At 51.2% G+C, this 24,740-nt stretch carries 22 protein-coding genes; 8 read left to right on the top strand and 14 right to left on the bottom strand.

What is annotated here, in order from left to right; genetic code table 11:
• Positions 1 to 114: 114 nt before the first annotated feature.
• Together B9Z35_RS10340 and B9Z35_RS10345 are read left to right on the top strand one after the other, a co-directional pair.
• Complete coding sequence (locus B9Z35_RS10340; protein ID WP_108283631.1) at positions 115 to 471, top strand: hypothetical protein; 357 nt, start codon at positions 115 to 117, stop codon at positions 469 to 471.
• Positions 472 to 617: 146 nt separating this feature from the next.
• Positions 618 to 989, top strand: coding sequence for a hypothetical protein (locus B9Z35_RS10345; RefSeq protein WP_108283632.1), 372 nt, complete (start codon positions 618 to 620; stop codon positions 987 to 989).
• Positions 990 to 1,050: 61 nt separating this feature from the next.
• On the opposite strand, the gene B9Z35_RS10350 is transcribed toward B9Z35_RS10345, so the two are convergent.
• Complete coding sequence (locus tag B9Z35_RS10350) at positions 1,051 to 2,541, bottom strand: hypothetical protein (RefSeq protein WP_108283633.1); 1,491 nt, start codon at positions 2,539 to 2,541, stop codon at positions 1,051 to 1,053.
• A gap of 131 nt (positions 2,542 to 2,672) precedes the next feature.
• Here B9Z35_RS10350 and B9Z35_RS13165 point away from each other — a divergent pair, with 131 nt between their 5' ends.
• Entirely contained in the window at positions 2,673 to 2,891 is a 219-nt protein-coding gene (locus tag B9Z35_RS13165; RefSeq protein ID WP_108283634.1) for a PDZ domain-containing protein, read from the top strand.
• 622 nt (positions 2,892 to 3,513) lie between these two features.
• On the opposite strand, the gene B9Z35_RS10360 is transcribed toward B9Z35_RS13165, so the two are convergent.
• Positions 3,514 to 4,077, bottom strand: a complete 564-nt coding sequence (locus tag B9Z35_RS10360) for a cob(I)yrinic acid a,c-diamide adenosyltransferase (RefSeq protein WP_108283635.1) — start codon at positions 4,075 to 4,077, stop codon at positions 3,514 to 3,516.
• A gap of 107 nt (positions 4,078 to 4,184) precedes the next feature.
• Between B9Z35_RS10360 and B9Z35_RS10365 the strand changes: the two genes are divergently transcribed.
• Positions 4,185 to 5,612, top strand: a complete 1,428-nt coding sequence (locus B9Z35_RS10365; RefSeq protein WP_108283636.1) for an FAD-binding oxidoreductase — start codon at positions 4,185 to 4,187, stop codon at positions 5,610 to 5,612.
• On the opposite strand, the gene B9Z35_RS10370 is transcribed toward B9Z35_RS10365, so the two are convergent.
• The 9 genes from B9Z35_RS10370 to B9Z35_RS10410 form a co-directional block, all read right to left on the bottom strand.
• Positions 5,581 to 7,344: an ATP-binding protein gene (locus B9Z35_RS10370; RefSeq protein ID WP_108283637.1), complete on the bottom strand. Its 1,764-nt coding sequence runs from the start codon at positions 7,342 to 7,344 to the stop codon at positions 5,581 to 5,583. The two genes, B9Z35_RS10365 and B9Z35_RS10370, sit on opposite strands and share 32 nt — an antisense overlap.
• Positions 7,341 to 9,095: an ATP-binding protein gene (locus B9Z35_RS10375; protein ID WP_108283638.1), complete on the bottom strand. Its 1,755-nt coding sequence runs from the start codon at positions 9,093 to 9,095 to the stop codon at positions 7,341 to 7,343. Before B9Z35_RS10375 ends, B9Z35_RS10370 begins: the two co-directional genes overlap by 4 nt.
• A 5-nt stretch (positions 9,096 to 9,100) precedes the next feature.
• Positions 9,101 to 10,021, bottom strand: a complete 921-nt coding sequence (locus tag B9Z35_RS10380; protein ID WP_108283639.1) for a ParB/RepB/Spo0J family partition protein — start codon at positions 10,019 to 10,021, stop codon at positions 9,101 to 9,103.
• A complete protein-coding gene (locus B9Z35_RS10385; RefSeq protein WP_108283815.1) occupies positions 10,011 to 10,562 on the bottom strand; it encodes an alpha/beta hydrolase in 552 nt (183 codons plus the stop codon). Before B9Z35_RS10385 ends, B9Z35_RS10380 begins: the two co-directional genes overlap by 11 nt.
• Before the next feature lie 44 nt (positions 10,563 to 10,606).
• Positions 10,607 to 11,404: a ParA family protein gene (locus B9Z35_RS10390; protein WP_108283640.1), complete on the bottom strand. Its 798-nt coding sequence runs from the start codon at positions 11,402 to 11,404 to the stop codon at positions 10,607 to 10,609.
• Positions 11,405 to 11,431: 27 nt separating this feature from the next.
• Entirely contained in the window at positions 11,432 to 12,046 is a 615-nt protein-coding gene (locus B9Z35_RS10395; RefSeq protein ID WP_108283641.1) for a LysE family translocator, read from the bottom strand.
• Between the two features lie 30 nt (positions 12,047 to 12,076).
• A complete protein-coding gene (gene rsmG, locus B9Z35_RS10400; protein ID WP_370444129.1) occupies positions 12,077 to 12,697 on the bottom strand; it encodes a 16S rRNA (guanine(527)-N(7))-methyltransferase RsmG in 621 nt (206 codons plus the stop codon).
• Positions 12,698 to 12,786: 89 nt separating this feature from the next.
• On the bottom strand, positions 12,787 to 14,826 hold the full coding sequence (gene mnmG / locus B9Z35_RS10405) for a tRNA uridine-5-carboxymethylaminomethyl(34) synthesis enzyme MnmG (RefSeq protein ID WP_108283643.1): 2,040 nt from the start codon (positions 14,824 to 14,826) through the stop codon (positions 12,787 to 12,789).
• 166 nt (positions 14,827 to 14,992) lie between these two features.
• Positions 14,993 to 17,302 carry a cation-translocating P-type ATPase gene (locus tag B9Z35_RS10410; RefSeq protein ID WP_233246542.1) on the bottom strand — a complete coding sequence of 770 codons (2,310 nt, stop codon included), beginning with the start codon at positions 17,300 to 17,302 and terminating at the stop codon, positions 14,993 to 14,995.
• A 33-nt stretch (positions 17,303 to 17,335) separates the two neighbouring features.
• Between B9Z35_RS10410 and B9Z35_RS10415 the strand changes: the two genes are divergently transcribed.
• From B9Z35_RS10415 to B9Z35_RS10425, 3 genes are all read left to right on the top strand, one after another.
• Positions 17,336 to 17,530: a cation transporter gene (locus B9Z35_RS10415; RefSeq protein ID WP_108283645.1), complete on the top strand. Its 195-nt coding sequence runs from the start codon at positions 17,336 to 17,338 to the stop codon at positions 17,528 to 17,530.
• On the top strand, positions 17,527 to 18,390 hold the full coding sequence (locus B9Z35_RS10420; RefSeq protein ID WP_108283646.1) for a pirin family protein: 864 nt from the start codon (positions 17,527 to 17,529) through the stop codon (positions 18,388 to 18,390). Before B9Z35_RS10415 ends, B9Z35_RS10420 begins: the two co-directional genes overlap by 4 nt.
• A 114-nt stretch (positions 18,391 to 18,504) precedes the next feature.
• Complete coding sequence (locus B9Z35_RS10425) at positions 18,505 to 18,990, top strand: Spy/CpxP family protein refolding chaperone (protein WP_108283647.1); 486 nt, start codon at positions 18,505 to 18,507, stop codon at positions 18,988 to 18,990.
• On the opposite strand, the gene gyrB is transcribed toward B9Z35_RS10425, so the two are convergent.
• From gyrB to dnaA, 3 genes are all read right to left on the bottom strand, one after another.
• Positions 18,987 to 21,551, bottom strand: a complete 2,565-nt coding sequence (gyrB, locus tag B9Z35_RS10430; protein ID WP_108283648.1) for a DNA topoisomerase (ATP-hydrolyzing) subunit B — start codon at positions 21,549 to 21,551, stop codon at positions 18,987 to 18,989. The genes B9Z35_RS10425 and gyrB overlap by 4 nt on opposite strands.
• A gap of 69 nt (positions 21,552 to 21,620) precedes the next feature.
• Positions 21,621 to 22,727: a DNA polymerase III subunit beta gene (gene dnaN, locus B9Z35_RS10435; RefSeq protein ID WP_108283649.1), complete on the bottom strand. Its 1,107-nt coding sequence runs from the start codon at positions 22,725 to 22,727 to the stop codon at positions 21,621 to 21,623.
• A 232-nt stretch (positions 22,728 to 22,959) separates the two neighbouring features.
• Positions 22,960 to 24,372, bottom strand: coding sequence for a chromosomal replication initiator protein DnaA (gene dnaA / locus B9Z35_RS10440; RefSeq protein ID WP_108283650.1), 1,413 nt, complete (start codon positions 24,370 to 24,372; stop codon positions 22,960 to 22,962).
• A 203-nt stretch (positions 24,373 to 24,575) separates the two neighbouring features.
• Here dnaA and rpmH point away from each other — a divergent pair, with 203 nt between their 5' ends.
• Positions 24,576 to 24,710 (top strand): 50S ribosomal protein L34, encoded by a 135-nt coding sequence (gene rpmH / locus B9Z35_RS10445; RefSeq protein WP_005798102.1) that lies wholly within the window; start codon positions 24,576 to 24,578, stop codon positions 24,708 to 24,710.
• Positions 24,711 to 24,740: the final 30 nt, after the last annotated feature.

Raw genomic sequence — 24,740 nt, forward strand, 5'->3', positions numbered from 1 at the left:
ATTTTTAACTCATTCTTTCAATGTAAGACCTGATTAGCCAGAATTCAGCTCGATTCAGAGAAGAAAAGTAAGAAGCTATTAAAGGAACAACAGCCCTAAGTCGATTCTGTAGGTATGAACGCCGAACAATTTATCGAATCTGCTAACGATTTTGCAAAAGCTAGTGCAAAAACTTCTAGCGTTGAAATCCAACAAGCCTTTGAGGACAACTTAGATTGCCTTGCTCGTCCCGGGAAGCAAGTTGTCGTAATACGCAAACCTTGGCCAATAGGCCGCTGGGGCACAGTCATTGCATTTCGAGAATTCAGTCCCTGCTATTTCCGCGTAGAAGTTGAAATAGAGGGAAAGCACTTGCAAATTCCAGCCCACTCATTAGCTCGTTGGGTCGGAGGTCCAGACTGCGAGAAGGCCGAACTTCAGTACATCTATCTGTTAATGAAAATTAATGGTTTAACTATAGCATCTGGATAATATCTAAGTATCCAAAATTTTAGTATCGCATCACCGTAAATTGAGCCATATATATTTTTTGATTAGGCACGACACAAACATACGCTCCGTGGTGTACGCCAAGTGGCTAATTGCCGCACCAAGGTCCATAACTTTACAATTTTGAAATGCTATTTAACAGTGAACATAAACAGGAAAGATTGACGTTTATCAGCATGCTGGACACTCCGGAACGCCAGCAATTGGCGAACACCTTACTGGATCACCAGCTACCCAGACTCGCTGCAGATTTAGAAAACGAGCTACATAAACAAGACGCTCGAGTAGTGTTTGAGTCAGTGTTTCATCGCAAGTCTCCACGCATTAAGGTTATTGTTAAGCTGAAAAAACAAGAACACAAAATAATTATTCATCTTGATAGCAAAAAATCCCTGTGCAAAGTTGGTAGCGAGAGCGGACTAGGAGGTTCTCCTGCCGACAGTGCTGAGAGTGTTTGCCGCGTTGCAAAAAATATGATGTTACGAGTGCGTAGTATTTGATTCAACTTGTCGACTAAATGAAGCAAGAACTTGCGCAACATCCACAGGAAACTTTTAACACCTATTTTCTTTTCTCAAGACGATCGAGTTTGGTATTTAACGAATCAACGTCATGCTTGATACCGGCTAGGCGGCCGTGAAATTCCTCTACAAACTTATCGTGCCTAAGTTTTGCTGCTTGTTGAACAGTCAACGGGAGGGCCTTAGGTGTTGGTTTGACACTTAAATTGACAGCTTGCTTCTTAACTTTTCCAGTTGATGATGGCTGCTGTGAAACAACGTTGCTATGGGAAACTGAGTCACCAAAGTCAACTTGTCCTCTTTCAATATTGTCCGAAGGTAAAACCACAAAGCGGTCTTCGAGATTTTCTTTTTCAGTTGGCTGTCGATTCACTCCCGCAGGTCCATCTTCAGGAGCGCCTTGCATGTTCAATGAGGGAACACTGCTATCTATGGGCTGACGATTGGTATCTAACGAGTTTTCACCAACGCCTTGATTGTCGTCTTTATAAACAAGCTTGGCTGTCTTAGCATCATTTGAAGCTGAGTCACCATTCAACAAAGGTTGGTGATTGTCATCATTCGCCTCTGAGGGAAGGCCTTGACCGTTTCGATCCGCTTTATCTTTTGGTACCGATTGGTTATTCGGCTCTGTAAGAGATTGTTCAATGGGTTGCTGATTTGCGGCATAGCGATCCACCGGGATCCCCTGAACGTTAGCTGCTAGGCCTTTGCCGTTAGCAATGTCTTGCGTGTTTCCAGCGATGTTCCCTTGGCCAACGTCTTGATTGTTTGGCGCAATGCTGGCAATCCCAACATCTTGTTTGTTACTAGCGATATTGCCTTTGTCAACGCCTTGAACGTTGGGCGCGATTTTGTCGGTAGTGAAAGCTTGATTGTTCTTGGCGACTGCGTCATTGGGTATACCTTGAACGTTATCTTGAATTGATTTGCCATTGGCAAGGTCTTGCATATTTGCAGCCATATTGCCATTGCCGACATTCTGCAAATTGGCTGCAATGTTGCCACTTCCAACATTCTGGTTATTAGCTGAGATTGCATCAGTACCAATGCCCTGAAGATTAGTTGCAATGCCTTTGCCTTGGTGAATATTTTGTAGATTGGCAGGAATGTTGTCAGTTTCAACAGATTGCATATTGGAAGCAATGCTGTCGGTATTGACGCCTTGAATGTTGGCTTTGTTTGCTGCATCGGCATCAATTGCTTGCCGATTTTCATTGGCGCCTTTGTCTGCCGCAAGCTTTTGTTTATTCGACTCTAGTGCGCCTGAATCTACGCTTTGAATGTTTGGGGCAGATGAGCCACCGGCAGCAATGTTCTCCACGTGTTGATCAACTGCCGCAGCTAATGCTTGCTTTGCTTGAATTAGTGCCGCTTTTTTCTTTTCAAGTGCAATTTTTTTTGCATCTGGATCATCTGCATCAGAGCGAACAATGTTCTTAGGAGTTTTGGCATTGCCCGTATGTTCGGACACGCTAATGCTGTGGGAAGAGCCACTACGTACGATGCCAGAAAAATTCTCATCAACCATACATTTATTTTATCTAGCATCAGTCATAGCAGCCAGCAGCCTTTTAAGATCATGGACCTTAACTTGAGTAAATAACATTGAGGCTAGACTTACTAGCAAAAATCAATCTCTCAATGAAATGGAGAAAATAAATGATAGGTGTTCACGTTGATGCAGTACTAGAAAATTCAAACGCTTTTTTAAGTGGGTTTCGTTTTGGTGATGTGATCTTAGAGGTCGCAAATGTGCAAGTAAAAAATCCCACACACATGTTCGATGAAATATCTAAACATGAAGCTAATGGACAGGTAGAGATAAAGTTTTTACGGGGTCAAGAAGTTCTCTTTTGTAAGCTTTCCCTTGCGCATTGACTCAATAATTACATCTAATCATTTTTGATATCCCTGTCCTTCCTGTACACGATTCGTTCATTACAACAGTTGATCATGAAGACTGGTTAAGAGAGCAGATGTATGTTCAATGGATGAAGCATGTCAAAGACGGAGTTAAGACAAGGATTGATAAGAAGTAACAACTGGTAGTGGTAAGTAGGTAAGCATTACTAGTGTCAGCAGATCTCTGTAGCTCCTTTTTGTGTATCTAGGCAGGTACTCATCACCAAAAGCAATCTGTACAGGTATCCCCCCCATCAACTATCAGTAAAGATGATTCTGAGGTGTCGTTAGGGGTGCGTTGGTAATCTCATAAAGAGAAGCGACCTAGGCGAACATCGTGGTAACACTTGTGGTAACTGTTCTAAATTTCTTTGCCTATGCAGCCACATTCAAGGAAGTTAGCAGATGCGCCCACCACAAACGCAAAAACCGGAAGAAACATTAAATCCGCTGATCTAATTGGCAAATTTGACAAAAATGATTGTCTCGGGTTTTCCCTGTTTGGTGAATACGCTAATTGGCGTATACGCGTTGTTTTTCAACGGTTTTTCAATGTTTTTGAGTGCGACTTGTTTGGCGTGTGAGCGAGAGGTATTTTTTATGCGTCGCTGCGTTTCATGCGTTCGCTCTTCCAGTACACGTCGTCGCCGCCGTTCATGCGGTTGAGAACACGGGCGAGGACAAACATGAGGTCGCTCAGGCGGTTGAGGTATTGGCGGGGTGCGTCGCCAATGGCTTCTTCGTTGCCCAAGGCGACCACGGCGCGTTCGGCACGACGTGCCACGGTGCGGCAGATGTGTGCATGTGCAGCGCCGCGCGTGCCTGCGGGCAAGATGAATTCTTCAAGCTTGGGGAGCTTGGCGTTGTAGGTTTCTAGCGCAGTGTCTAGGGCTTGCACGGCTTCTTGTTTGAGCAGTTCAAAGCCGGGGATGGAGAGTTCGCCACCGAGGTTGAAGAGTTGGTGTTGGATTTCAACCAAGATGTCGCACACGTCTTGGGGCATGTCTTCGCAAAGTAAGACGCCGATGTTGGAGTTGAGTTCATCTACCTCGCCCATGGCGTGAACGCGCAAGCTATTTTTAGACACCCGTTGGTTGTTGCCCAAACCGGTGGTGCCAGCGTCGCCGGTGCGTGTGGCGATTTGTGAAAGTCGGTTGCCCATGTGCCGTTGCCTCGTCAATGTGGTTGGGGCCTATTTTGCCTGTCGCGCAGGGGCTTTTGGCTGACGGGGACATGTTCTTAGAATGACTGATCGCTTTGGAGACACGCATGAACGCCCCCACCCACCCCCAACATCTGACACCCGCTGTGACCCAACGCGAGGTGCCCGCCGAAATGATTGCTGCGTTGCAGGCGCGGTTTGGGGCGAATTGCTCGACGGCCTTGGTCATTCGTGAGCAGCACGGGCGTGATGAGTCGCCGTTTGTGCATGTGCCGCCACCGGCGGCGGTGGTGTTTGCCGAGTGCACGCAGGATGTGGCGGATGCGGTGAAGTTGGCGGCGCAGTACAAGGTGCCGGTGATTCCGTTTGGTGTGGGCTCGTCGCTTGAGGGCCATTTGTTGGCAGTGCAAGGCGGCATCAGTGTGGATGTGAGCCGCATGAACAAGGTGCTGAGCATCAACGCCGAAGATTTGACGGTGACGGTGCAGCCAGGTGTGACGCGCAAGCAGTTGAACGAAGAGATCAAGAGTACGGGTTTGTTTTTTCCGATCGACCCCGGTGCCGATGCGTCGCTTGGCGGCATGTGCGCCACACGCGCAAGCGGGACCAACGCGGTGCGTTACGGCACGATGCGTGAGAACGTGTTGACGTTGGAAGTGGTAACCGCGAGTGGCGAGGTGATTCGCACGGGTACACGCGCAAAGAAGTCGGCGGCGGGTTATGACTTAACGCGTTTGTTTGTGGGCAGCGAGGGCACGCTGGGTGTGATGACAGAGATTACGCTACGCATTTACCCCTTGCCCGAGGCGGTGTCTGCCGCCATTTGCTCGTTCCCCAGCATTGAAGCTGCGGTGCACACCACTATTGCCACCATTCAAATGGGCGTACCGATTGCGCGTGTGGAGTTGATTGACGGCAACACCATTCGCATTGTGAACAACTACGCCAAATTGGGACTGGCCGAGACGCCCATGCTGTTGATGGAGTTTCACGGATCACCCGCAGGTGTGAAGGAACAGGCGGAAACGGTGCAAGAGATTGCAGCTGAATATGGGGGTCAATCGTTTGAATGGGCCACCACACCCGAAGAGCGCACGCGACTTTGGACAGCACGACACAACGCTTACTTTGCTGCTATTCAAAGCAAACCCGGATGTCGTGCGATCAGCACTGACACGTGTGTGCCAATCAGCAAGCTGGCCGATTGTTTATTGGATTCAATCGTGGAAGCGGATGCCACTGGCATTCCCTATTTCTTGGTCGGCCATGTGGGTGATGGCAACTTCCACTTCGGCTATTTGATTGATCCCAACAACGCGCATGAATGCGCAACCGCTGAAGACTTGAATCACAAACTGGTGACACGTGCTTTGAAGCTAGGCGGCACGTGCACGGGCGAACACGGGATTGGTTTGCACAAGATGGATTTCTTACGAACCGAAACGGGCGAAGGCGCGGTGGACATGATGCGCACGATCAAGCGGGCACTCGACCCGCACAACATCATGAACCCAGGGAAGATCTTTTCGCTATAAGCATTGCTTCGACTTGTGCGCACACCTTCGCTGCATCAAACGGCTTAAGCACAACCGCATTCACTCCAGCAGCAGAAAAGCGCTCTAGGTCATGCGGATTGACATTGGCTGTCAATCCTAGAACAGGGGTGTCACGCATAGGTAAATCAAAAGTCTGGCGCAAGGCGGTTGTGGCTTCAATGCCATCCATTTCGGGCATCACCATGTCCATCAAAACCACATCAAAACTATGAGCACGCAAAGCCTCTAAAGCTTTGATGCCATTGTCTGCCTCGACTAGTTCGCAATTCTTCCAATGATTTTTCAGAATTTGACGGACTAACAAGCGATTGATTGGATGATCATCAACCACCAAAAATCGCTGCGCAGCGTTGGTCTCGGCTAAAGGGATTTCTGGTTTCTTGATGTCTTCTTTAGGCGCATCAACTTCAACCAGTGGCAAGGTAAACCAAAACGTGGACCCTTGTCCGGACTTGCTTTCAAAGCCAATATGTCCGCCCATCAACTCAACCAAGCGTTGTGTGATTGATAAGCCCAACCCGTTACCGCCATAACGTGATTGAATTTCTTCATCTGCCTGTACAAAGCGCTGGAAGATTTTTGGCTGCTGAGCTTCTGGTATGCCAATGCCGCTGTCTTTGACGGAGAAGTGCACACACAACGGTTGCCTTCGGACGCGCAAGGTGACATTTCCCTGGTGGGTGAACTTGATGGCATTGCCTAATAAATTAACCAAGATCTGCATCAGCCTGTGTCGATCTGCACGCACCCAATGAGGCACGTTGTCATCGATCGTACAGGTGTACTGCAAATGCATGCTTTCTACGCGCTGTGCAAAAAGATCAAATGCTGTACTGACTGTTTCACGCAAAGCGAATGTTTCGGCTTGCACATTGATTTTGCCCGCTTGCAACTGTGAATAGTCAAGAACGTCGTTAATCACGGTCAGCAAGTGATCGGCTGACTGCCGCGTGTGGTTCAAAATTTTGCTAGCTTGAGGATTGTTGGCCACTCGCTCTAGAAGCATATTGTTAAAACCAAGAATAGCGTTCATAGGCGTACGTAACTCATGGCTAACTGTCGCGATAAAAAGCTCGCGCAGTGCCGCCGTACGCAATAACTCTTGTCGTTTTTCTTCGAGCTCAACATTACGCTGCAAACTTGCGTTGTAGGCGTTACGAAACAAACTGTCATATAAAAACGGAACCGTGATCACAATCAAAGTCACAACCGTATAACTTGCAAATGAGGACATCACCTGTGCCGTGCCTAAGGTTGGATTTTCCGGAAGCAATCCATGCCATGTCAGATATGCCATTCCCATTTCTACGACAACCACAACCATCAACCAAAGAAGGCCTGCTAAGCGACTGATGGCGTAAAAGGGAATTAAGGGAATCGCCGTCATCCACGCCATACGCGGCGAAAAAATACCCCCGGACATCCAAGCGGCATAAGACACCTGCATCAGCCCTGCCAACAAGCCGATATTCACGGATGTCCGAAATGGCAAACCCCATATGAATAAAAGCTGAAGAATTACCAATACAAAAGCGAACGCGAGAGGAACTGGAACGCCGTTGGGGTAAGGGGTAATGATCGCCAAGATGACCATAACAACGATCAACAACCAAACCACTGCAAACAAATATGGAAGTCGCCCCTCTCTGAAACGCTTCGGTAACCGCGGAATTGCCCATGCCGCAAAATCATCAAACATGTATTGACTCATGCTTGACTCCGCATCGCATGTGAAGAGAGCGCATTTGAAATCTTGGCCATCAATTGTTGTTCATCCAGTGGCTTGTTGACCACATCATTCATACCTGATGCCAAGCAGCGATCATGATCTACCGGATTGGCGCTTGCTGTGAGCGCAAGAACGGGAATGTCACAAATCGGCGCAGGAAAGGTGGTCCGTAATGCTTGCGTCACTTGCATGCCGTCCATCTCCGGCATGATCATGTCCATGAGTGCCAAGTCGAATATCTGAGCATTTAATTTTTCTAAAGCATCTGCCCCACTGCTGGCCTCGACAATGTTTGCCTTCGGAAAACATTTTTTGAGCATCATCCGCGCAACCAATAAGTTGACTGCGTTATCGTCTACCAATAAAACCTGTATCGGCTTATCTGCCAATATGCGCATCATCTCTGCTGCAGCTCGCGCTTCTTTCATCGCAACACTTCGCAATGGCAGCTGAAACCAAAACCGCGAGCCCTTACCCTGAACGCTACTCACCCCAATCGTGCCGCCCTGCAAACTCACTAACCGCTCACAGATCGACAGGCCTAGTCCCGTCCCGCCATATTGGCGATTCGTTTGTACATCTGCATGCTCAAAACCGTTAAAAATTTGTTTGTGACGATCTGCTGCAATCCCTATGCCCGTATCCTGCACTTCAAACAAGACGCCGCCGCCAACGGGTTGTGCTCGAACATCGATATGCCCGGTCGCCGTAAATTTCAATGCGTTGTCTAGCAAATTCCTAAGCACTTGCAAGAGACGCTGCCTATCCCCCTTGACCCACATGTGGTGTACGGCCGCGGCTTCTAGATGAATCGTCAATCCTTTGATCTGCGCTTTTGATTCATAGTCAGATAGCAATTTAGCCAAGGTTTCGCGTAACGCAAACTCGTCTTCATGCAGCGAAAGTCGTCCCGCCTGCAATTGAGAAAAATCCAAAATATCATTGACAACTTGAAGCAACTGTTCTGTCGACCGTCGGATGTGATCGACCACCTTTGCGTCTTCTGCATTCGCAGATAACTCAGTTCGCAAAATACCATTGAGCCCAAGAATTGCATTCATCGGCGTGCGCAATTCGTGACCCACTGCCGCGATGAACTCGTCTTTATGGGCTTGTGCACGTAACAGTGCTTGATGGGTTTGCTCCAACTCAGCATTACTTTGGTCCATCTCTGCAACTTGTATGCGGTGCATTCGCTCAGTCACAAACACCACGTACATTGCCAAACCACTGACAAATAATTTATTGGCAACGGTCCACGCCATGACCTCATTAGCCATGTTGATGTCACTATTGACCAACCCATATTTGCTGATGATCAACAAAATCATGTTGGTTGAAAAAGCAACGATGACCCAGCTCAACGCGGCCATGCGGCTTAAAAGCAACACTGCAGGTAATGTGGCGGCAGTGATCCAAACCAAAACTGGCGAATTAATTCCACCTGTCATTGATGCCAAATAAGCGACATAAGTTATGGACCACAGCAACGTCGCGTGCGCAATGAGCAGATAAGGAACGCGCAGCAATAAAAGTAGTAGCAACGACCAGAATCCAGCTGTTCCTATGAGATTAGAAGTATGGTCGTAGTCTGGATGGTTAATAAAATAAAAAGGCAACGAACAAGCACCTACCAGCAGCAAAATGTATTTCAACAAACTGCGACGACGATCGTCGTGAGAGCCTTTAAAAATGCTCTCTGGTAATACGATCTTTTGTAGCCATTGCAACATCGTCTTTACGACTTTCGCAACTTGTCGATCAGCCCATTCAACTCATCCAATGAGCCAAACTGAATCGACAGCTCTCCCAACTCTTCCACTCGGCCATGGCGCTTGACGCGCTTCTTCACACGCACTTCAACTTGTGCGGTCAGCAAATCTGACAGCTCTTCTTCAATGCGTTTGATATCGCGCGACTTTTCACTTTTAGGTTTTTGAGGCACGAGATTAAATTCAGCGCTTAGTTTTTTCACCAAACTCTCAGCTTCCCGTACCGACATTTTTTTGGCGCTGATTTGGTTCGCTGCGGTAATTTGTGTGGCGCGGTCTAAAGCCAACAGCGCACGGGCATGTCCCATGTCGATGTCCCCCGCCATGAGCATGGATTGCACAGGCTCCGCTAAGTTGAGCAAGCGCAGCAAGTTGCTGGCAGCACTGCGGGAACGGCCAACGGCTTGTGCGGCCAACTCATGCGTGAGACCAAACTCCTTGATGAGACGCTGCAGACCTTGGGCTTCTTCAAGCGGGTTGAGGTCTTCGCGCTGAATGTTTTCAATCAGCGCCATGGCGGCGGCGGCCTCGTTGGGCACGTTGCGCACGAGTACGGGTACGGTGTCGAGACCTGCTAATTTGGCAGCGCGACTGCGACGTTCACCTGCAATGATTTCATACTTGCCAGCATTGGGGCCGTCGTGCAATTGACGCACAAGGATGGGCTGCATGATCCCTTGTGCCTTGATGCTTTCGGCCAATTCATACAACGCCCCCTCGTCCATGCGTGTACGCGGCTGATACATGCCGGCCACCATTTGACTCAGCGGCAAAGTGCTTGGCAAGCCTTCTGCTGCCGCCGCTTGTGCGGCGACACTGTCATCAACTTTAGGACCGAGTAAAGCTTCGAGTCCACGGCCTAGGCCTTTTGTTTTTTTAGTGACCATAAGGTACTTCTTCTTTCAGTAAATCTTGTAAGAGGGCAAATCCTTCAGGCCAATCGCCCAAGCGCGAATCAGTGTTGATGTGTCCACTCATGCCACAGTCAACCAAGCGCGAGCCCCACGCATGCGCCAAACCACTGGCACGCAATAGGCTGCAATAAGCATCGTTTCGACTCGCGGCGACGATGCTGGGAAACGGCAATCGCTCCCGCACGATAGGGCTCCAGCTGTGCAGCATATGTTGCATTTCTGGGCGCTCAACATCTGCAGGCGCAACCAACAATGCGCCTTTGACTTTGTCTGCGTTCATCGAATGCGTAGCCCAAGCAGAGACGAGAACACAACCCAAACTGTGCGCCACCAAAACTGCATTGGGATTGGCCAGCACAGCTTCTTCGAGCCGAATCATCCAGTCGCCACGCAACGGGAAATCCCAGTTGTGTTGTTCTATGCGCAAATAGCCATACCGCTCCTGCCACAGGCTTTGCCAGTGGTCGGGGCCGCTGTTATGCCAACCGGGGAGAATTAAAACGGAGTTGATCACGTCGTGCACGTCAGAGTAAAAAGCATGACTTATTTCTAATTAGCTTAGATCATCTTCACGCGCTCGACCATTTCTTGCGCAAAGTCCACAAACGCGTGGCTGCCTTTGGCGGACGGATCAAACACCACGCCTGGCAAGCCGTAGCTAGGCGCTTCGGCTAGGCGCACGTTACGTGGGATCACGGCGCTGAACACTTTGTCACCAAAGTGGTCACGCAATTGGTCGCTCACTTGTTGCTGCAACGTAATGCGAGGGTCAAACATGACGCGCAACAAGCCAATAATTTTGAGTTCTCGGTTTAGGTTTGCATGCACTTGTTTGATGGTGTTAACCAAGTCGGTCAACCCTTCGAGTGCAAAGTATTCGCACTGCATGGGCACGATCACACCATGCGCTGCACACAACCCGTTAAGCGTGAGCATCGACAAGGAGGGGGGGCAATCAATAAGCACAAAGTCGTACTCAGCATCCACCACGGCCAAGGCTTGCTTGAGGCGGTTTTCTCGGCGCTCTAAGGACACCAGCTCCACCTCGGCACCGGCCAAGTCGCGATTAGCGCCCAAGACGTCGTAGGTCGGAATTTTGCTGCGCACACCATCGGTGCCCCAGTTGCTGCGAATGCGGGCTTCCGCAATGGTGGCCTCTTCCAATAGCACGTCGTAAACCGATAACTCCATCTCGCGCTTGTCGACGCCCGAACTCATGGTGGCATTGCCTTGTGGGTCTAAGTCAATCATCAACACGCGCTGACCCACAAATGCCAAACCAGCGGCCAAGTTGACGGTGGTGGTGGTTTTGCCAACGCCACCTTTTTGGTTAGCAACGCAAAAAATTTTGGCCATACAGAACTTTCGAAAGAGACGTAAAAATTATTTAAACAAGGCCAACTTGAGGCCAAAACAAATGAGCAACGTACCCGCAGTTTTGTTAAGCATCACGCCCACCAAGGGATTGGCTCGTACACGTTCAGCCAAATGATGCGCCAAAAACACAACCACCAAACCATATGCGAATGTGAGCGCCGCGATGGTGGCAGCCATCACTGCAAAAGTAAGTAGCCCTAAGTGAATCGCAGGATCGACAAACAAAGGAAAGAACGCCATGTAAAACACAATAGCCTTTGGGTTAAGAACCGTGATGAAAAGGGCTTGGCGGAAATAGTGATCAGGCTTCATGTTCAGCACCGGCGCATCACCAGGTTTGGCATTGAAAAGCGAATAGCCCAAACCAATCAAATACGCCGCACCCGCCCATTGAATGGAGCTGTACAAGGTGGGGTAATTGATAAGCAGCGCAGACAAACCTGCCACAGCCAACCACAACAACACCTGATCGCCGGTAATCACACCCAGCGTTGCGGCCAAGCCCGAACGCACACCGCCCTTGCCTGTTGCCGTGAGCAAAGCCAAATTACCGGGGCCGGGAATGGCCAGAAAAACAATGATGGCCACGACGAATGCGCCGTAGTCCGCGATACCGAACATAGAAATCTCAGATTTATAACTGAGGGAAGTTTAACCGCGCATCCAGATGATGCAGCGCTCGGCATCCAAGCCGGGCACCTGAAGCTGTTCCACGTGAAACACTTTGACGCTTTCTGGCAACACAGCCAGCTCTTGGTCTGGGTGTTTGCCCTTCATCGCCATCCACACACCTTGATCTGCCAAGGCAGACTTGGACCAAGTGGTGAAGTCGATCAACGAGGCGAAGGCACGGGAACACACCACGTCATAGGGTTGGGTCAAACTCTCAACGCGGGCGTGCAAGCCCTTGAGGTTGGGCAGCCGCAACGTTGCGGCCACCTGTTGGATGAAGGCCGCTTTTTTAGCCACCGTGTCCACACACGTCACCGAAACGTCGGGGCAAGTGATAGCGATGACGATGCCCGGCAGGCCCGCACCCGCACCGACATCGAGCAAGCTAAATTTGGCTTGGGGCAACTTGGCCACGACCTGCCTCTCGCCGCCGTCAGACGCAGCCACCAAACTCGCGCTCGGCAAACTTAGCTTCACCAACTCCCGACGCAGCGGCGCGATGACCGCCAAGCTGTCCAGCAAATGGTGTGTGAGCATTTCGTTAGCATCACGGACGGCGGTCAGGTTGTAAACCTTGGTCCATTTGCCAATCAAATCCATGTAGGCCAACAACTGGGTCTGTTGATCTTCGGCCAGAACCAAGCCCAAACCATCGATGCCTTTTTGCAAAGTAGGCAAAAACGGATGCATCAGATCGCCTCGGTTGAACTGCTGGCCGCTGCCTCTTGGGCAAAGCCTTTGACGCGCGAGCGCTTGAGGTGAATCAGCAACAAAGAGATGGCCGCTGGCGTGATGCCAGACATGCGCGAGGCCTGACCCAAAGTTTCTGGTCGCTGGCGGCTGAGTCGCTGACGCACCTCAATGGACAGGGCCGAGACTTGGTTGTAGTCCAAGTCTTCAGGCAACTTTAGGTTTTCATAATGCGCGGCACGCTCTACTTCGTCGCGTTGGCGGTCGATGTAACCCGAGTACTTGGCCGCGATCTCAATCTGCTCAATGATGGCTCGGGTGGTTTCACGTGAAACATCGTCGCCCGCAAAGCCATCGGCCACCTCTTGGTTTTGATGCTTGGCACCATCCAGAGACATCAAGCCTTGGTAGCTCACATCGGGTCGGCGGAGCAAATCTGCCAAGTTGTATTCGCGGTCAATGACTTTACCCAAGACGCGCTCAGATTCGGCAGCAGGTAAGTTGCGGGGGCTGACCCAGATGGATTTGAGCCGCTCTGTTTCACGTGAAACAGCTTCTTGTTTGCGGCTGAAGGCCTCCCATCGCGCATCGTCGACCAGACCCATTTGGCGGCCAATTTCTGTCAGACGCACGTCGGCGTTGTCTTCGCGCAGCTGCAAGCGGAACTCGGCTCGACTGGTGAACATGCGATACGGCTCGGTCACGCCCTTGGTGGTGAGGTCGTCGACCAACACGCCCAAGTAGGCTTGGTCGCGGCCAGGCGTCCATGCGCCGCCAAAGTCATTGGCCGCGCCGGCCAAGCTGCGGCATTGAAGTGCAGCATTGATACCGGCGAACAAACCTTGAGCCGCCGCTTCTTCATAGCCAGTCGTGCCGTTGATTTGTCCAGCGAAGAACAGGCCACCGATGGCGCGGGTTTCAAAACTACGTTTGAGCTCACGTGGGTCAAAGTAGTCGTACTCGATGGCGTACCCAGGGCGAATGATGTGAGCGTTTTCCAAACCCTTCATAGAGCGAACCAAGTCGTATTGAATGTCAAACGGCAAACTGGTGCTGATGCCATTGGGGTAGTACTCGTGCGTGGTCAGGCCTTCGGGCTCTAAGAAAATTTGGTGACTGTCTTTGTCGGCGAAGCGGTTGATCTTGTCTTCTACGCTCGGACAGTAGCGTGGACCCACACCTTCGATCTTGCCGGTAAACATGGGGCTTCGGTCAAAACCGGAACGGATGATGTCGTGGGTACGTTGGTTGGTATGGGTGATCCAGCAAGGCATGTGTTGCGGATGCATGGACGCACGGCCCATGAAACTGAACACCGGCACCTCACCCAGCACGCCTGCCGAGCGTGCTCCGTTTTCAGTTTGGTTCGCCACACCGTCACCCGGTTGCTCAGTGCATTGGCTAAAGTCAATCGTGCGTCCATCGATGCGCGGGGGTGTGCCGGTTTTCAAACGGCCCTGTGGCAACTTGAGTTCTTTGAGTCGGGCCGACAGGCTCAAGGCAGGTGGGTCGCCCGCACGGCCACCGGCGTAGTTGTTCAAGCCAACGTGAATCTTGCCATCTAAGAACGTGCCGGCCGTCAGCACCACGGTTCGGCTGCGAAAGCGAATACCCGCTTGAGTGCAAGCACCCACCACACGGTCGCCCTCCACCATCAAGTCATCCACGGCTTGCTGAAACAGCCACAAGTTGGGCTGGTTTTCGAGCATGCGGCGGATGGCCGCTTTGTACAAAATGCGGTCGGCTTGTGCACGGGTGGCACGCACGGCCGGCCCTTTAGAGCTGTTAAGAATCCGAAACTGAATGCCTGACTCATCCGTAGCCAAGGCCATCGCCCCGCCCAAAGCGTCTACCTCTTTGACCAAATGGCCTTTGCCAATGCCACCGATGGAAGGGTTGCAGCTCATCTGGCCCAAGGTTTCGATGTTGTGACTTAAGAGTAAAGTTTTAGCGCCCATGCGTGCCGCGGCCAATGCGGCTTCAGTGCCAGCATGACCACCGCCAACCACGATGACATCAAACTCTTTGGGGTACAACATAAAACCAACCTTTGGGTGTGCCTAAGCACGTAAGAGCAGGGGCTGTCTGCCGCCCTGCTTAGCAGCGGGCGATTTTACTAGGGTGTCCTGTTCAACACAGAATGTGCGGTTTTTACAAGAAAAAGCAACACGAATGTCGACGAATGCACGTACGTATGTCAGTAGCTCAAGGCATCCAGCGCTTGAGCAACAAGGCGTTGGTCATCACGCTCACAGAACTCAGCGCCATCGCAGCACCAGCGACGACGGGGCTCAAGTAGCCCATCGCAGCAAGAGGAATACCGGCAGCGTTGTAGGCGAAGGCCCAAAACAAGTTTTGTCGAATCTTGGCCACGGTGAGCGCTGAAATATCCAAAGCCCCCGCAACCAAAGCCACATCGCCGCGCATCAGTGTGATGCCCGCCGCTTGCATAGCAACATCGGTGCCGCCGCGTTGACCATCGGCGTTGAGGTTGGCCATGGCCAAGCCCACATCGGCGGCGGCCAAAGCAGGTGCGTCGTTGATGCCGTCACCAACAAAAGCCACCACACGTGGTGCGCCGTGTGGGTTGACTTGCAAGCTTTTGACCAAAGCCGCTTTGTCACCGGGCATGACTTCAGCATGCACTTCGTCTGCGTGTAACCCTAAGCGCGCGGCCATGGCTTGGGCCGCACCTGCGTTGTCGCCAGAAATCATGACCAACCGCAGACCACGGGCACGCAGTTTGGCGAGAGCGTCTTGCACACCAGGCTTTGGCTCGTCACCAAAAGCCAACACGGCAAGCGCAACCACCCCTTGCGGCGTGCGTTCGGCCAGAACCGATACAGTGGCACCCTTCGCTTGCAAAGCCTCCGCATGCGCCTGCCATTCGCCGAAACCCAACTGAAGCTTGGTCATCCAACGCAAGCTGCCCAACAGCAACTGGCGGCCTTGGACTAAGCCTTCACTGCCAAAGCCAGGCAAGGCTTTGACGCCTTCTGGCGGCGCCAAGCTAAGACCCTGTGCTTTGGCCGCCTGCACCACGGCATGGGCCAAAGGATGTTCACTACCGCGTTGCAAGCTGGCCGCCAAAGTGAGCAGCGACTGCGCGGAGGAATGCGCAATGGATGGGTCTGTCATTGCGGCCTGACCCAGTGAGAACGGACTCAACGGACGTTGAAGCGTCCCAACGTCATCGACTGCGAACAACGACAACAAGCGCGGCTGGCCCAAAGTGAGCGTGCCCGTCTTGTCAAAGGCGACCGTGTCCACCATGTGAGCCACCTCAAGTGCTTGCGCATCTTTGATGAGAATGCCGTGCTTGGCCGCCACACCTGTACCCGCCATGATGGCCGCGGGTGTGGCCAAGCCCAAGGCGCAAGGACACGCAATGACCAAGACAGCCACGCAATGGATGAGCGACACCTCTAAGCTGTGGCCAGTGAGCCACCAAGCCAACAAGGTTGACAAAGCCAACACCAAGACCACGGGCACAAACACGGCAGACACTTGATCGACCATGCGTTGAATTGGCGCCTTAGCTGCCTGCGCGTCTTCGACCAAGCGGATGATGTTGGCCAGCACCGTGGCGGTGCCTGTGGCGCTCACACGGGCCACCACACGGCCCTCACCATTGATGCTGCCACCCGTCACGCGTGAATCCACAGCCTTGTGCACCGGTAAGGGCTCACCCGTGAGCATGGCTTCGTCTACTTGTGTTTCACCCTCAAGCACCACGCCATCAGCCGCGAAACGTTCGCCAGGCAAGACCACCAAACGGTCGCCCACCAACAACTCTTCTATCGGAATTTCCACCTCACCATCCAACGTGATGACGCGCGCACGTGCAGGGCGCAAAGCGTGCAGAGCGCGAATGGCATCGGTGGTTTGTCGCTTGGCGCGGGCCTCTAGCCACTTGCCCATCAACACCAAGGTAATGACAACCGCCGAGCCTTCAAAATACAAATGCGCCATTGCGCCTGCAGGCGCACTGAGCCACAACCACACCGACAAAGCCCAACCAGCGCTGGTGCCCAAAGCGACTAACAGATCCATGTTGCCGCTGCCGGCCAACAAAGCGTGCCACCCTGCTTTGTAAAAACGTGCACCGAGCACAAACTGCACAGGCGTGGCCAACACAAACTGCCACAACGCGGGCAGCATACAGTGCTGACCCAAGACATCACCCAACATGGGCAAGACCAAAGGGGCGCTAAGCATGAGGCCCATGGCCACGGGCATGAAGCCTACCCATGCGCCCTCTGGCGCATGTTCTAAATGTTCTGCGGCGAGTGGCTCGTAACCTGCGTCACGCACAGCTCGGCGCAAGCGGGCTTGTTGGGTTTGGTCTTCCTCTTCTACTTGCGAAGGGGCCCACGTCACACGCGCGGATTCAGTGGCTAAATTCACACTCACCGATTCAACGCCGGGCAGTTTGGCAATCGCGCGTTCCACACGGGCTACGCACGATGCACAGGTCATTCCACCAATACCAATATCGCAGGACAATTCAGACATACGTTAAGGTTACCGCTTTATAAGGAGCAAATGATGGATAACACGTTTCAAGTTCAAGGCATGACTTGCGGCCACTGCGAAATGGCCGTCAAGAAAGCCATTGCACGCTTAGACCCTGAGGCCAAAGTTGAGATTGACCGCAGCGCTGGCAAGGTCGATGTGCACAGCAACAAGGCGCGTGAGGACATTGCGCACGCCATTGCTGACGAAGGTTACCAAGTCGCATGAGCAGCATCACACACGCACGCGGTGTCGAGCGCTTGGTCCAAGGTCAAGACACCCAAGACGGTGCGGGCGTACGACTGACCCGCGTACTGAGCCATGATTTGCAAGAACGCTTAGACCCGTTTTTGATGCTTGATGCGTTTGGCAGCGACAACCCCGGCGACTACATTGCAGGCTTCCCCAACCACCCTCACCGAGGCTTTGAGACCGTGACCTACATGATTGCGGGTCGCATGCGCCACAAAGACAGCGGTGGCCATGAAGGGCTTTTGCAAAACGGCGGTGTGCAATGGATGACTGCAGGACGAGGCCTGACACACAGCGAAATGCCCGAGCAAGAAGAAGGCGTGATGGAAGGCTTTCAGCTATGGCTGAACTTGCCCGCCAAAAACAAACTGTGCGAGCCTTGGTACCGCGATATTCAAAGTGAAGATATCCCTGAAGTCACCACCGAAGAAGGCGTGTTGCTGCGTGTAATTGCAGGCAGCTCACACGGCACGAAGGGTGCGGTGCAACGCGAACACACCGAACCTTTGTATTTAGACCTACTCTTTCCTGCGACGGACGGTGTTGTGTTTGAGCAGCCATTGCCAACGACACATAACGCGTTTGTGTATGTGTATCGTGGTGGTGTAGATGTGGTGCAAGGAGAAGCAAGCACCACTGTGCCTATCAAGCGCATGGCCGTGCTCACCAGCAATGGAGATGGTTTGGTGCTGCGTGCGCAAGCCAACACACGGGCCATCGTCATTGCAGGCAAACCATTGAACGAGCCCATTGCACAATACGGCCCCTTCGTGATGAACACACGCGAAGAGCTGGTGCAAGCCGTGGACGACTTTCGTGCAGGCTTGATGGGCTAAGGTCCTGCTACAAAACTTTACGTAACTTGTGCAGCAGCGCACAGACGCGATACACAGGCGGTTCACAGTAGGAACTTGACAGAGGCACCTCGCCACTGACTTCAAGGAGCTTAGATGAACCGTTTGATCACCACCCGATTTGCGCTTTCTGTATTGTTGGCTGGTACAGCCCTAACAGCCCTTTTACCCGCACAAGCCCAACCCATGATGGGCGAGATGGGTATGCAACACGATGAGGGTCGCATGCATGAGCGCATGGTCAAGCATTGGGAAAAACGTCAGGCTGAATTGAAAGCCAAGTTGCATTTGGCTGGAGCACAAGAGCCTGCATGGATGGCCTTTGTGCAAAGCATGAAAGTGCCAGCCAACCGCCTAGTGCACCCCATAGACCGAGAGGCCTTGGCCAAACTCAGCACGCCTGAGCGCATGGATAAGATGAATGCACTGCACGAAGTCAACTTGGCAACCATGCAAGCACACGTCAAGCAACGCACAGAAGCTACGCGAACGTTTTACAACCAACTGAGCGTCGAACAACAAAAAGTGTTTGACGCTGAAACCCTTCCAGAGCATTCACGCTGGAAGAGCAAAGCGAATTAAATATCGATATTGCCAGCGCGCAAGGCGTTGCTTTCGATGAAGTTGCGGCGAGGCTCCACCTCGTCGCCCATCAACATAGTGAACACGCGGTCGGCTTCGATGGCATCGTCAATTTGCACACGCAACAAACGACGCACAGTGGGGTCCATCGTGGTTTCCCATAGCTGTGCTGGGTTCATCTCGCCCAAGCCTTTGTAGCGTTGACGAGCGGTGGCGTTTTCAGCTTGGCCAATCAACCACTTCATAGCTTGACGGAAATCGGATACTTTTTCTTCTTTGGCTTTTTCGCCTTCACCGCGATGCACCTTAGAGCCCTCACCCACCAAATCACGGAAGGTTTGAGCGGCTTCAGCCAATGCTGCGTAATCGGCCCCGTGCACGAAGTCTTGGGTAATCACACTGCTCTTGACGTTGCCATGGTGGCGACGGCTGATACGCAAAATGGGTTTGTCTGTGCGCTCGTCAAACTCGCCAGTGGCTTCTGAACCGCTACCGAGTTCGCGCAATTTTTCTTGCATCGCCACAGCAGACTTTTCAGCATCAGCCACGGTGTCAAGATTGACGGATACGCCGTCAGCCATGGCACGCAAGGCCTCAGCATCCATAAAACCGCTCAAGCGAGCAATCACCGCTTCGGCCACTTGGTGTTTGCGGGCCAATTCATTCAACGTATCGCCACTCAAAACTTGAGAATTAGCACCACCAGTGGTGATGCTGGCGTCTTTCATCGCAATGCGCAGCAAGAAACCATCCAAAGCAGATGCATCTTTGAGGTACAGCTCTTCTTTACCCGCCTTCACTTTGTACAACGGTGGCTGAGCGATGTAGATGTGGCCGCGCTCGACCAACTCTGGCATTTGGCGGTAGAAGAAGGTCAACAACAAAGTACGAATATGTGCTCCGTCAACGTCGGCGTCGGTCATGATGATGATGCGGTGATAACGCAACTTGTCTACATTGAAGTCATCGGTAGCAGACTTGCCAGACTCAGCACTTGCTTTGCCAATGCCGGTACCCAACGCAGTGATGAGCGTCAAGATTTCGTTACTGGTCAACAGCTTTTCGTAACGTGCTTTTTCAACGTTCAAAATCTTGCCACGCAAAGGCAAGATCGCTTGGAATTTACGGTCACGGCCTTGCTTGGCTGAACCACCGGCAGAGTCACCCTCCACGATGTAGATTTCGCACAGGGACGGGTCTTTTTCTTGGCAGTCGGCCAGCTTCCCTGGCAAGCCCATTCCATCCAACACACCTTTGCGGCGAGTCATTTCACGGGCTTTACGGGCAGCTTCGCGGGCACGTGCGGCTTCCACAATCTTGCCGCAAATGATCTTGGCATCGTTGGGGCGCTCTTGCAAATAGTCGGTCAGTGTTTTGGCAACGATGTCTTCCACGGGGGCACGCACCTCGCTAGAAACCAACTTGTCTTTGGTCTGACTGCTGAACTTTGGTTCAGGCACTTTGACAGACAACACGCAGCACAAACCTTCGCGCATGTCGTCGCCCGTCACTTCAACCTTGGCCTTCTTGGCAAATTCGTTTTCTTCAATGTACTTGTTGATGACACGCGTCATCGCAGCACGCAAACCCGTTAAGTGGGTACCGCCATCACGCTGTGGGATGTTGTTGGTGAAGCACAAAACGTTTTCGTTGTAGCCATCGTTCCACTGCATGGACACTTCAACACCAATGCTGGTGCCTGGAATGCCACCGTAAGTATCAGCAGGACGGTCACCTTCGGCATAAAAGGCATTGGGGTGCAATACCTTCTTGCCCGAGTTGATGAAGTCCACAAAGCCCTTCACACCACCTGCGCCAGAAAAATCGTCTTCTTTGCCTGTGCGTTCGTCCAACAAACGGATACGTACACCGTTGTTCAAGAAGCTGAGTTCGCGCAAACGTTTGCTCAAAATTTCATAGTGAAAATCAGTGTTTTGAGTAAAGATTTCTGTGTCGGGCAAGAAGTGAACTTCTGTGCCGCGCTTTTCTGTATCGCCCGTAATTCGCATTGGAGAAACTTCAACGCCATTCACTACTTCAATCAAACGGTTTTGCACAAAGCCCTTGGAAAATTCCAAGGTGTGCACTTTGCCGTCGCGGCGAACGATCAAACGCAATGACTTAGACAATGCATTCACACAAGACACGCCCACACCGTGCAAACCACCAGACACCTTGTAGCTGTTCTGGTTGAACTTGCCACCCGCATGTAACTCGGTCAACGCGATTTCTGCAGCACTGCGCTTAGGCTCATGCTTGTCATCCATCTTCACGCCTGTAGGAATGCCACGACCGTTATCAGTCACGCTGATCGAGTTATCACTGTGAATCGTGACCACGATGTCATCGCAATGACCAGCCAAGGCTTCGTCAATAGAGTTGTCAACCACCTCAAACACCAAGTGGTGCAAACCTGAACCGTCTGATGTATCACCGATATACATGCCAGGACGCTTACGAACCGCCTCAAGGCCTTCCAAAATTTGAATTGACCCTTCACCATAGCCTTCACCGGCTGGAGGCGTAACTGGGGTTTCAGGAGTTTGAGTGGGTTCGGTCATAGCAAGTCTTCGTGCGTGAGGCACAAGCGCCCCACGATTTCAATCAGTAAAAAAGGAAACAGCAACGCGTTAGATACGCATTGGCATCACCACGTATTTAAAGGTGGTGTTTTCTGGGATGGTGATGAGTGCTGAACTATTGGAATCAGCCAAGTCAACCTGCACCATGTCTTGGTCCATATTGGTCAAAGCATCGATCAAGTACGTGACGTTGAAACCAATTTCAATGGCGTCGCCGTTGTAATCAATTTCAAGTTCGTCGACAGCTTCTTCTTGCTCAGCATTGCTTGATGCGACGCGCAAAACACCAGGTTCTAAGTTCAGGCGAACGCCTTTGAACTTTTCGCTGGTCAAAATCGCTGTGCGCTGCAAGGTAGCGAGCAAAGCCGTACGACCCATGGTGATGGTGTTTTTGTGGTTCTTTGGAATCACACGGTTGTAGTCAGGGAACTTGCCTTCAACCAACTTGGTAACAAACTCCATTCCATCGAATGTGAACTTTGCTTGATTACCAGCAAACTGCATTTCAATTGCACCTTCTTTGTCGCTCAACAAGCGCTGCATTTCGAGCACTGTTTTGCGCGGCAAGATGACTTCTTGGCGTGGGACTTCTACATCCAGTGTTGCTGATGAAAAGGCCAAACGATGGCCATCCGTAGCAACCAAGCTGAGCTGCTTGCCTTCAGCAACAAACAGAATACCGTTCAAGTAGTAACGAATGTCATGCACTGCCATGGCGAATGACACCTGGTGCAACAACTCTTTCAAAGTCTTTTGCGGCACGCTGAAAGAAGGACCAAAGTTGGCAGCCTCTTGCACCAATGGAAAGTCTTCAGCTGGCAAGCTTTGCAAAGTAAAGCGGCTTTTGCCACCTTTCAAAATCAATTTGTTTTGGTTTGATTCCAAACTTACCGTTTGATCTGAAGGCATGGTGCGCAAGATATCAATCAGCTTACGTGCACCAACTGTCGTTGTGAAGTTGCCGGCATCACCATCGAGCTCTGCAGTCGTGCGAATTTGAATTTCTAAATCACTCGTGGTCAGTTGTAACGAACTGCCTGTTTTGCGAATCAACACGTTTGCCAAGATTGGCAATGTATGGCGACGTTCAACGATACCTGCAACAGATTGCAGAACTGACAAAACTTTGTCTTGTGTTGCTTTCAGTACGATCATCTCTTCCTCTTGTTTTCTTTATTTAAATTAGTAGTAGTAGATAAGCAAAGCATCTTTCTGTGGACAACAGCATTTTCCTCTTTTTTTTCAAGTACTTGGACTCACCCTTAAGGTGTTGGCAAGCTTGCTTTTCTGCTGTCGTTCAAAAGGGGATAACTTCTTAATTCCTACTTTTCTGTGGATAACTCTGGTGTTGTCCAGAAACTATCCACAAGGTTGTTGTTTTAGCTGTTTAGCCCTTGAGTGTTTGTTCAAGAACATGCAGCTGTTGGTTTAAATCAGCCATTTGCTGCCGTTCGGCGGTAATTTTGCGCACTGCGTGGAGCACAGTTGTGTGATCACGGCCTCCAAACAGCTCACCGATCTCTGGAAGACTCTTTTGTGTGAGTTCTTTCGCAAGATACATAGCAATTTGGCGAGGCCTTGCAATCGACGCTGGACGCTTCTTAGAGTACATGTCTGCTACTTTGATCTTGTAATAGTCAGCGACAGTTTTTTGGATGTTCTCTACGGAAATTTGGCGGTTTTGGATAGAAAGCAAATCACGCAGAGCATCGCGAGCTAGCTGAATTGAAATTTCTTTCTGATTGAACCGCGAGTAAGCCAAGATTTTGCGTAGCGCACCTTCTAATTCACGCACGTTAGAGCGCACGTTCTTGGCCACGAAAAATGCCACTTCTTCTGGCATTTCAGAGCCTTCTGCGCGTGACTTGCTAATCAAAATCGCCACACGCATTTCAAGTTCAGGCGGCTCGATGGCCACGGTCAAGCCTGCATCAAAGCGAGAGACCAAACGCTCATGGATGTCGGTGAGACCCTTTGGATAGGTGTCACTCGTCATGATGATGTGGGACTTTTTGGCTAGCAGCGCTTCAAACGCGTTGAAAAACTCTTCTTGCGTACGCTCTTTGTTGGCAAAGAACTGAACATCATCAATCAAAAGCAAGTCGAGCGAGTGATAACGCTCTTTGAATTCATCAAAAGTTTTGCGTTGGTAAGCTTTAACCACATCCGAAACAAACTGTTCGGCATGGATGTAGAGAACTTTGGCTTCAGGGCGTTCTGACAAGAGCTTATTACCCACCGCGTGCATCAAATGAGTTTTACCTAAACCCACACCACCGTAAATGAACAAAGGGTTGTACAACTGCCCTGGCATGGTAGCCACATGCATGGCCGCAGCACGAGCCATTCGGTTAGCCGTACCTTCAACCAAAGTGTCAAAGGTCAGCGCAGTGTTGAGGCGTGTACGTGGGCCGCTGGGGATGCCTTCTTCTAAGCCAACAAAGCTTTCAGGTAAGGATTCGAGTTCTTGAGAAAACGAGACAGGCTTAATTCTGACGGGAGTTTCTTTGGGAGTGATCGCTAACTCAACTTGAATTGGCTGGCCATGGAGTTGCTGCAGCAAACCCGCTACGCGGTTAGCATATTGGGCACGGATCCAATCCAATTTAAAGCGGTTACCAACAAAAATAACGACTTTGCTTAAGTCGTCAGCCACGTTGGCAACGAGCGGTTTAATCCACGTGTTGAACTGTTGTTCCGGCAGTTCTTGCGCCAATTGATCAACGCAAGCTTGCCACAAACCGTCACCTGATGGGGGTGGTAGGCCGTCAGCGGCAGAGGAAGGTAGACCCTGATTCATGAGATATTTTTCTGTGGATAGCTGCCTTTAAAAGACAGGCAATAGAGCACTTTATCAAAAAATTATCCACAGGGCGCACAAATTTGTAAGTCTTTTAAAAAAGCCAAGCTAAAAAGAGTGTGGATAAAAGTCTGCAAGTGCCCCAAAAGTTTGAGATAATCATTGGTTTCCCTGATCTCAGGGCTTAGCTTTTTGGAAAAATCATGAAACGCACTTACCAGCCTTCTAAAACCCGTCGCGCCCGTACCCATGGCTTTTTGGTCCGCATGAAAACACGCGGTGGCCGCGCTGTGATCAACGCACGCCGCGCCAAAGGTCGCAAACGTCTGGCTGTCTAATTTTTGACCGCTGAACAGGCCCGCGACCCA

This window comes from Limnohabitans sp. Jir61 (genome assembly GCF_003063545.1).
Lineage (GTDB): Bacteria > Pseudomonadota > Gammaproteobacteria > Burkholderiales > Burkholderiaceae_C > Limnohabitans.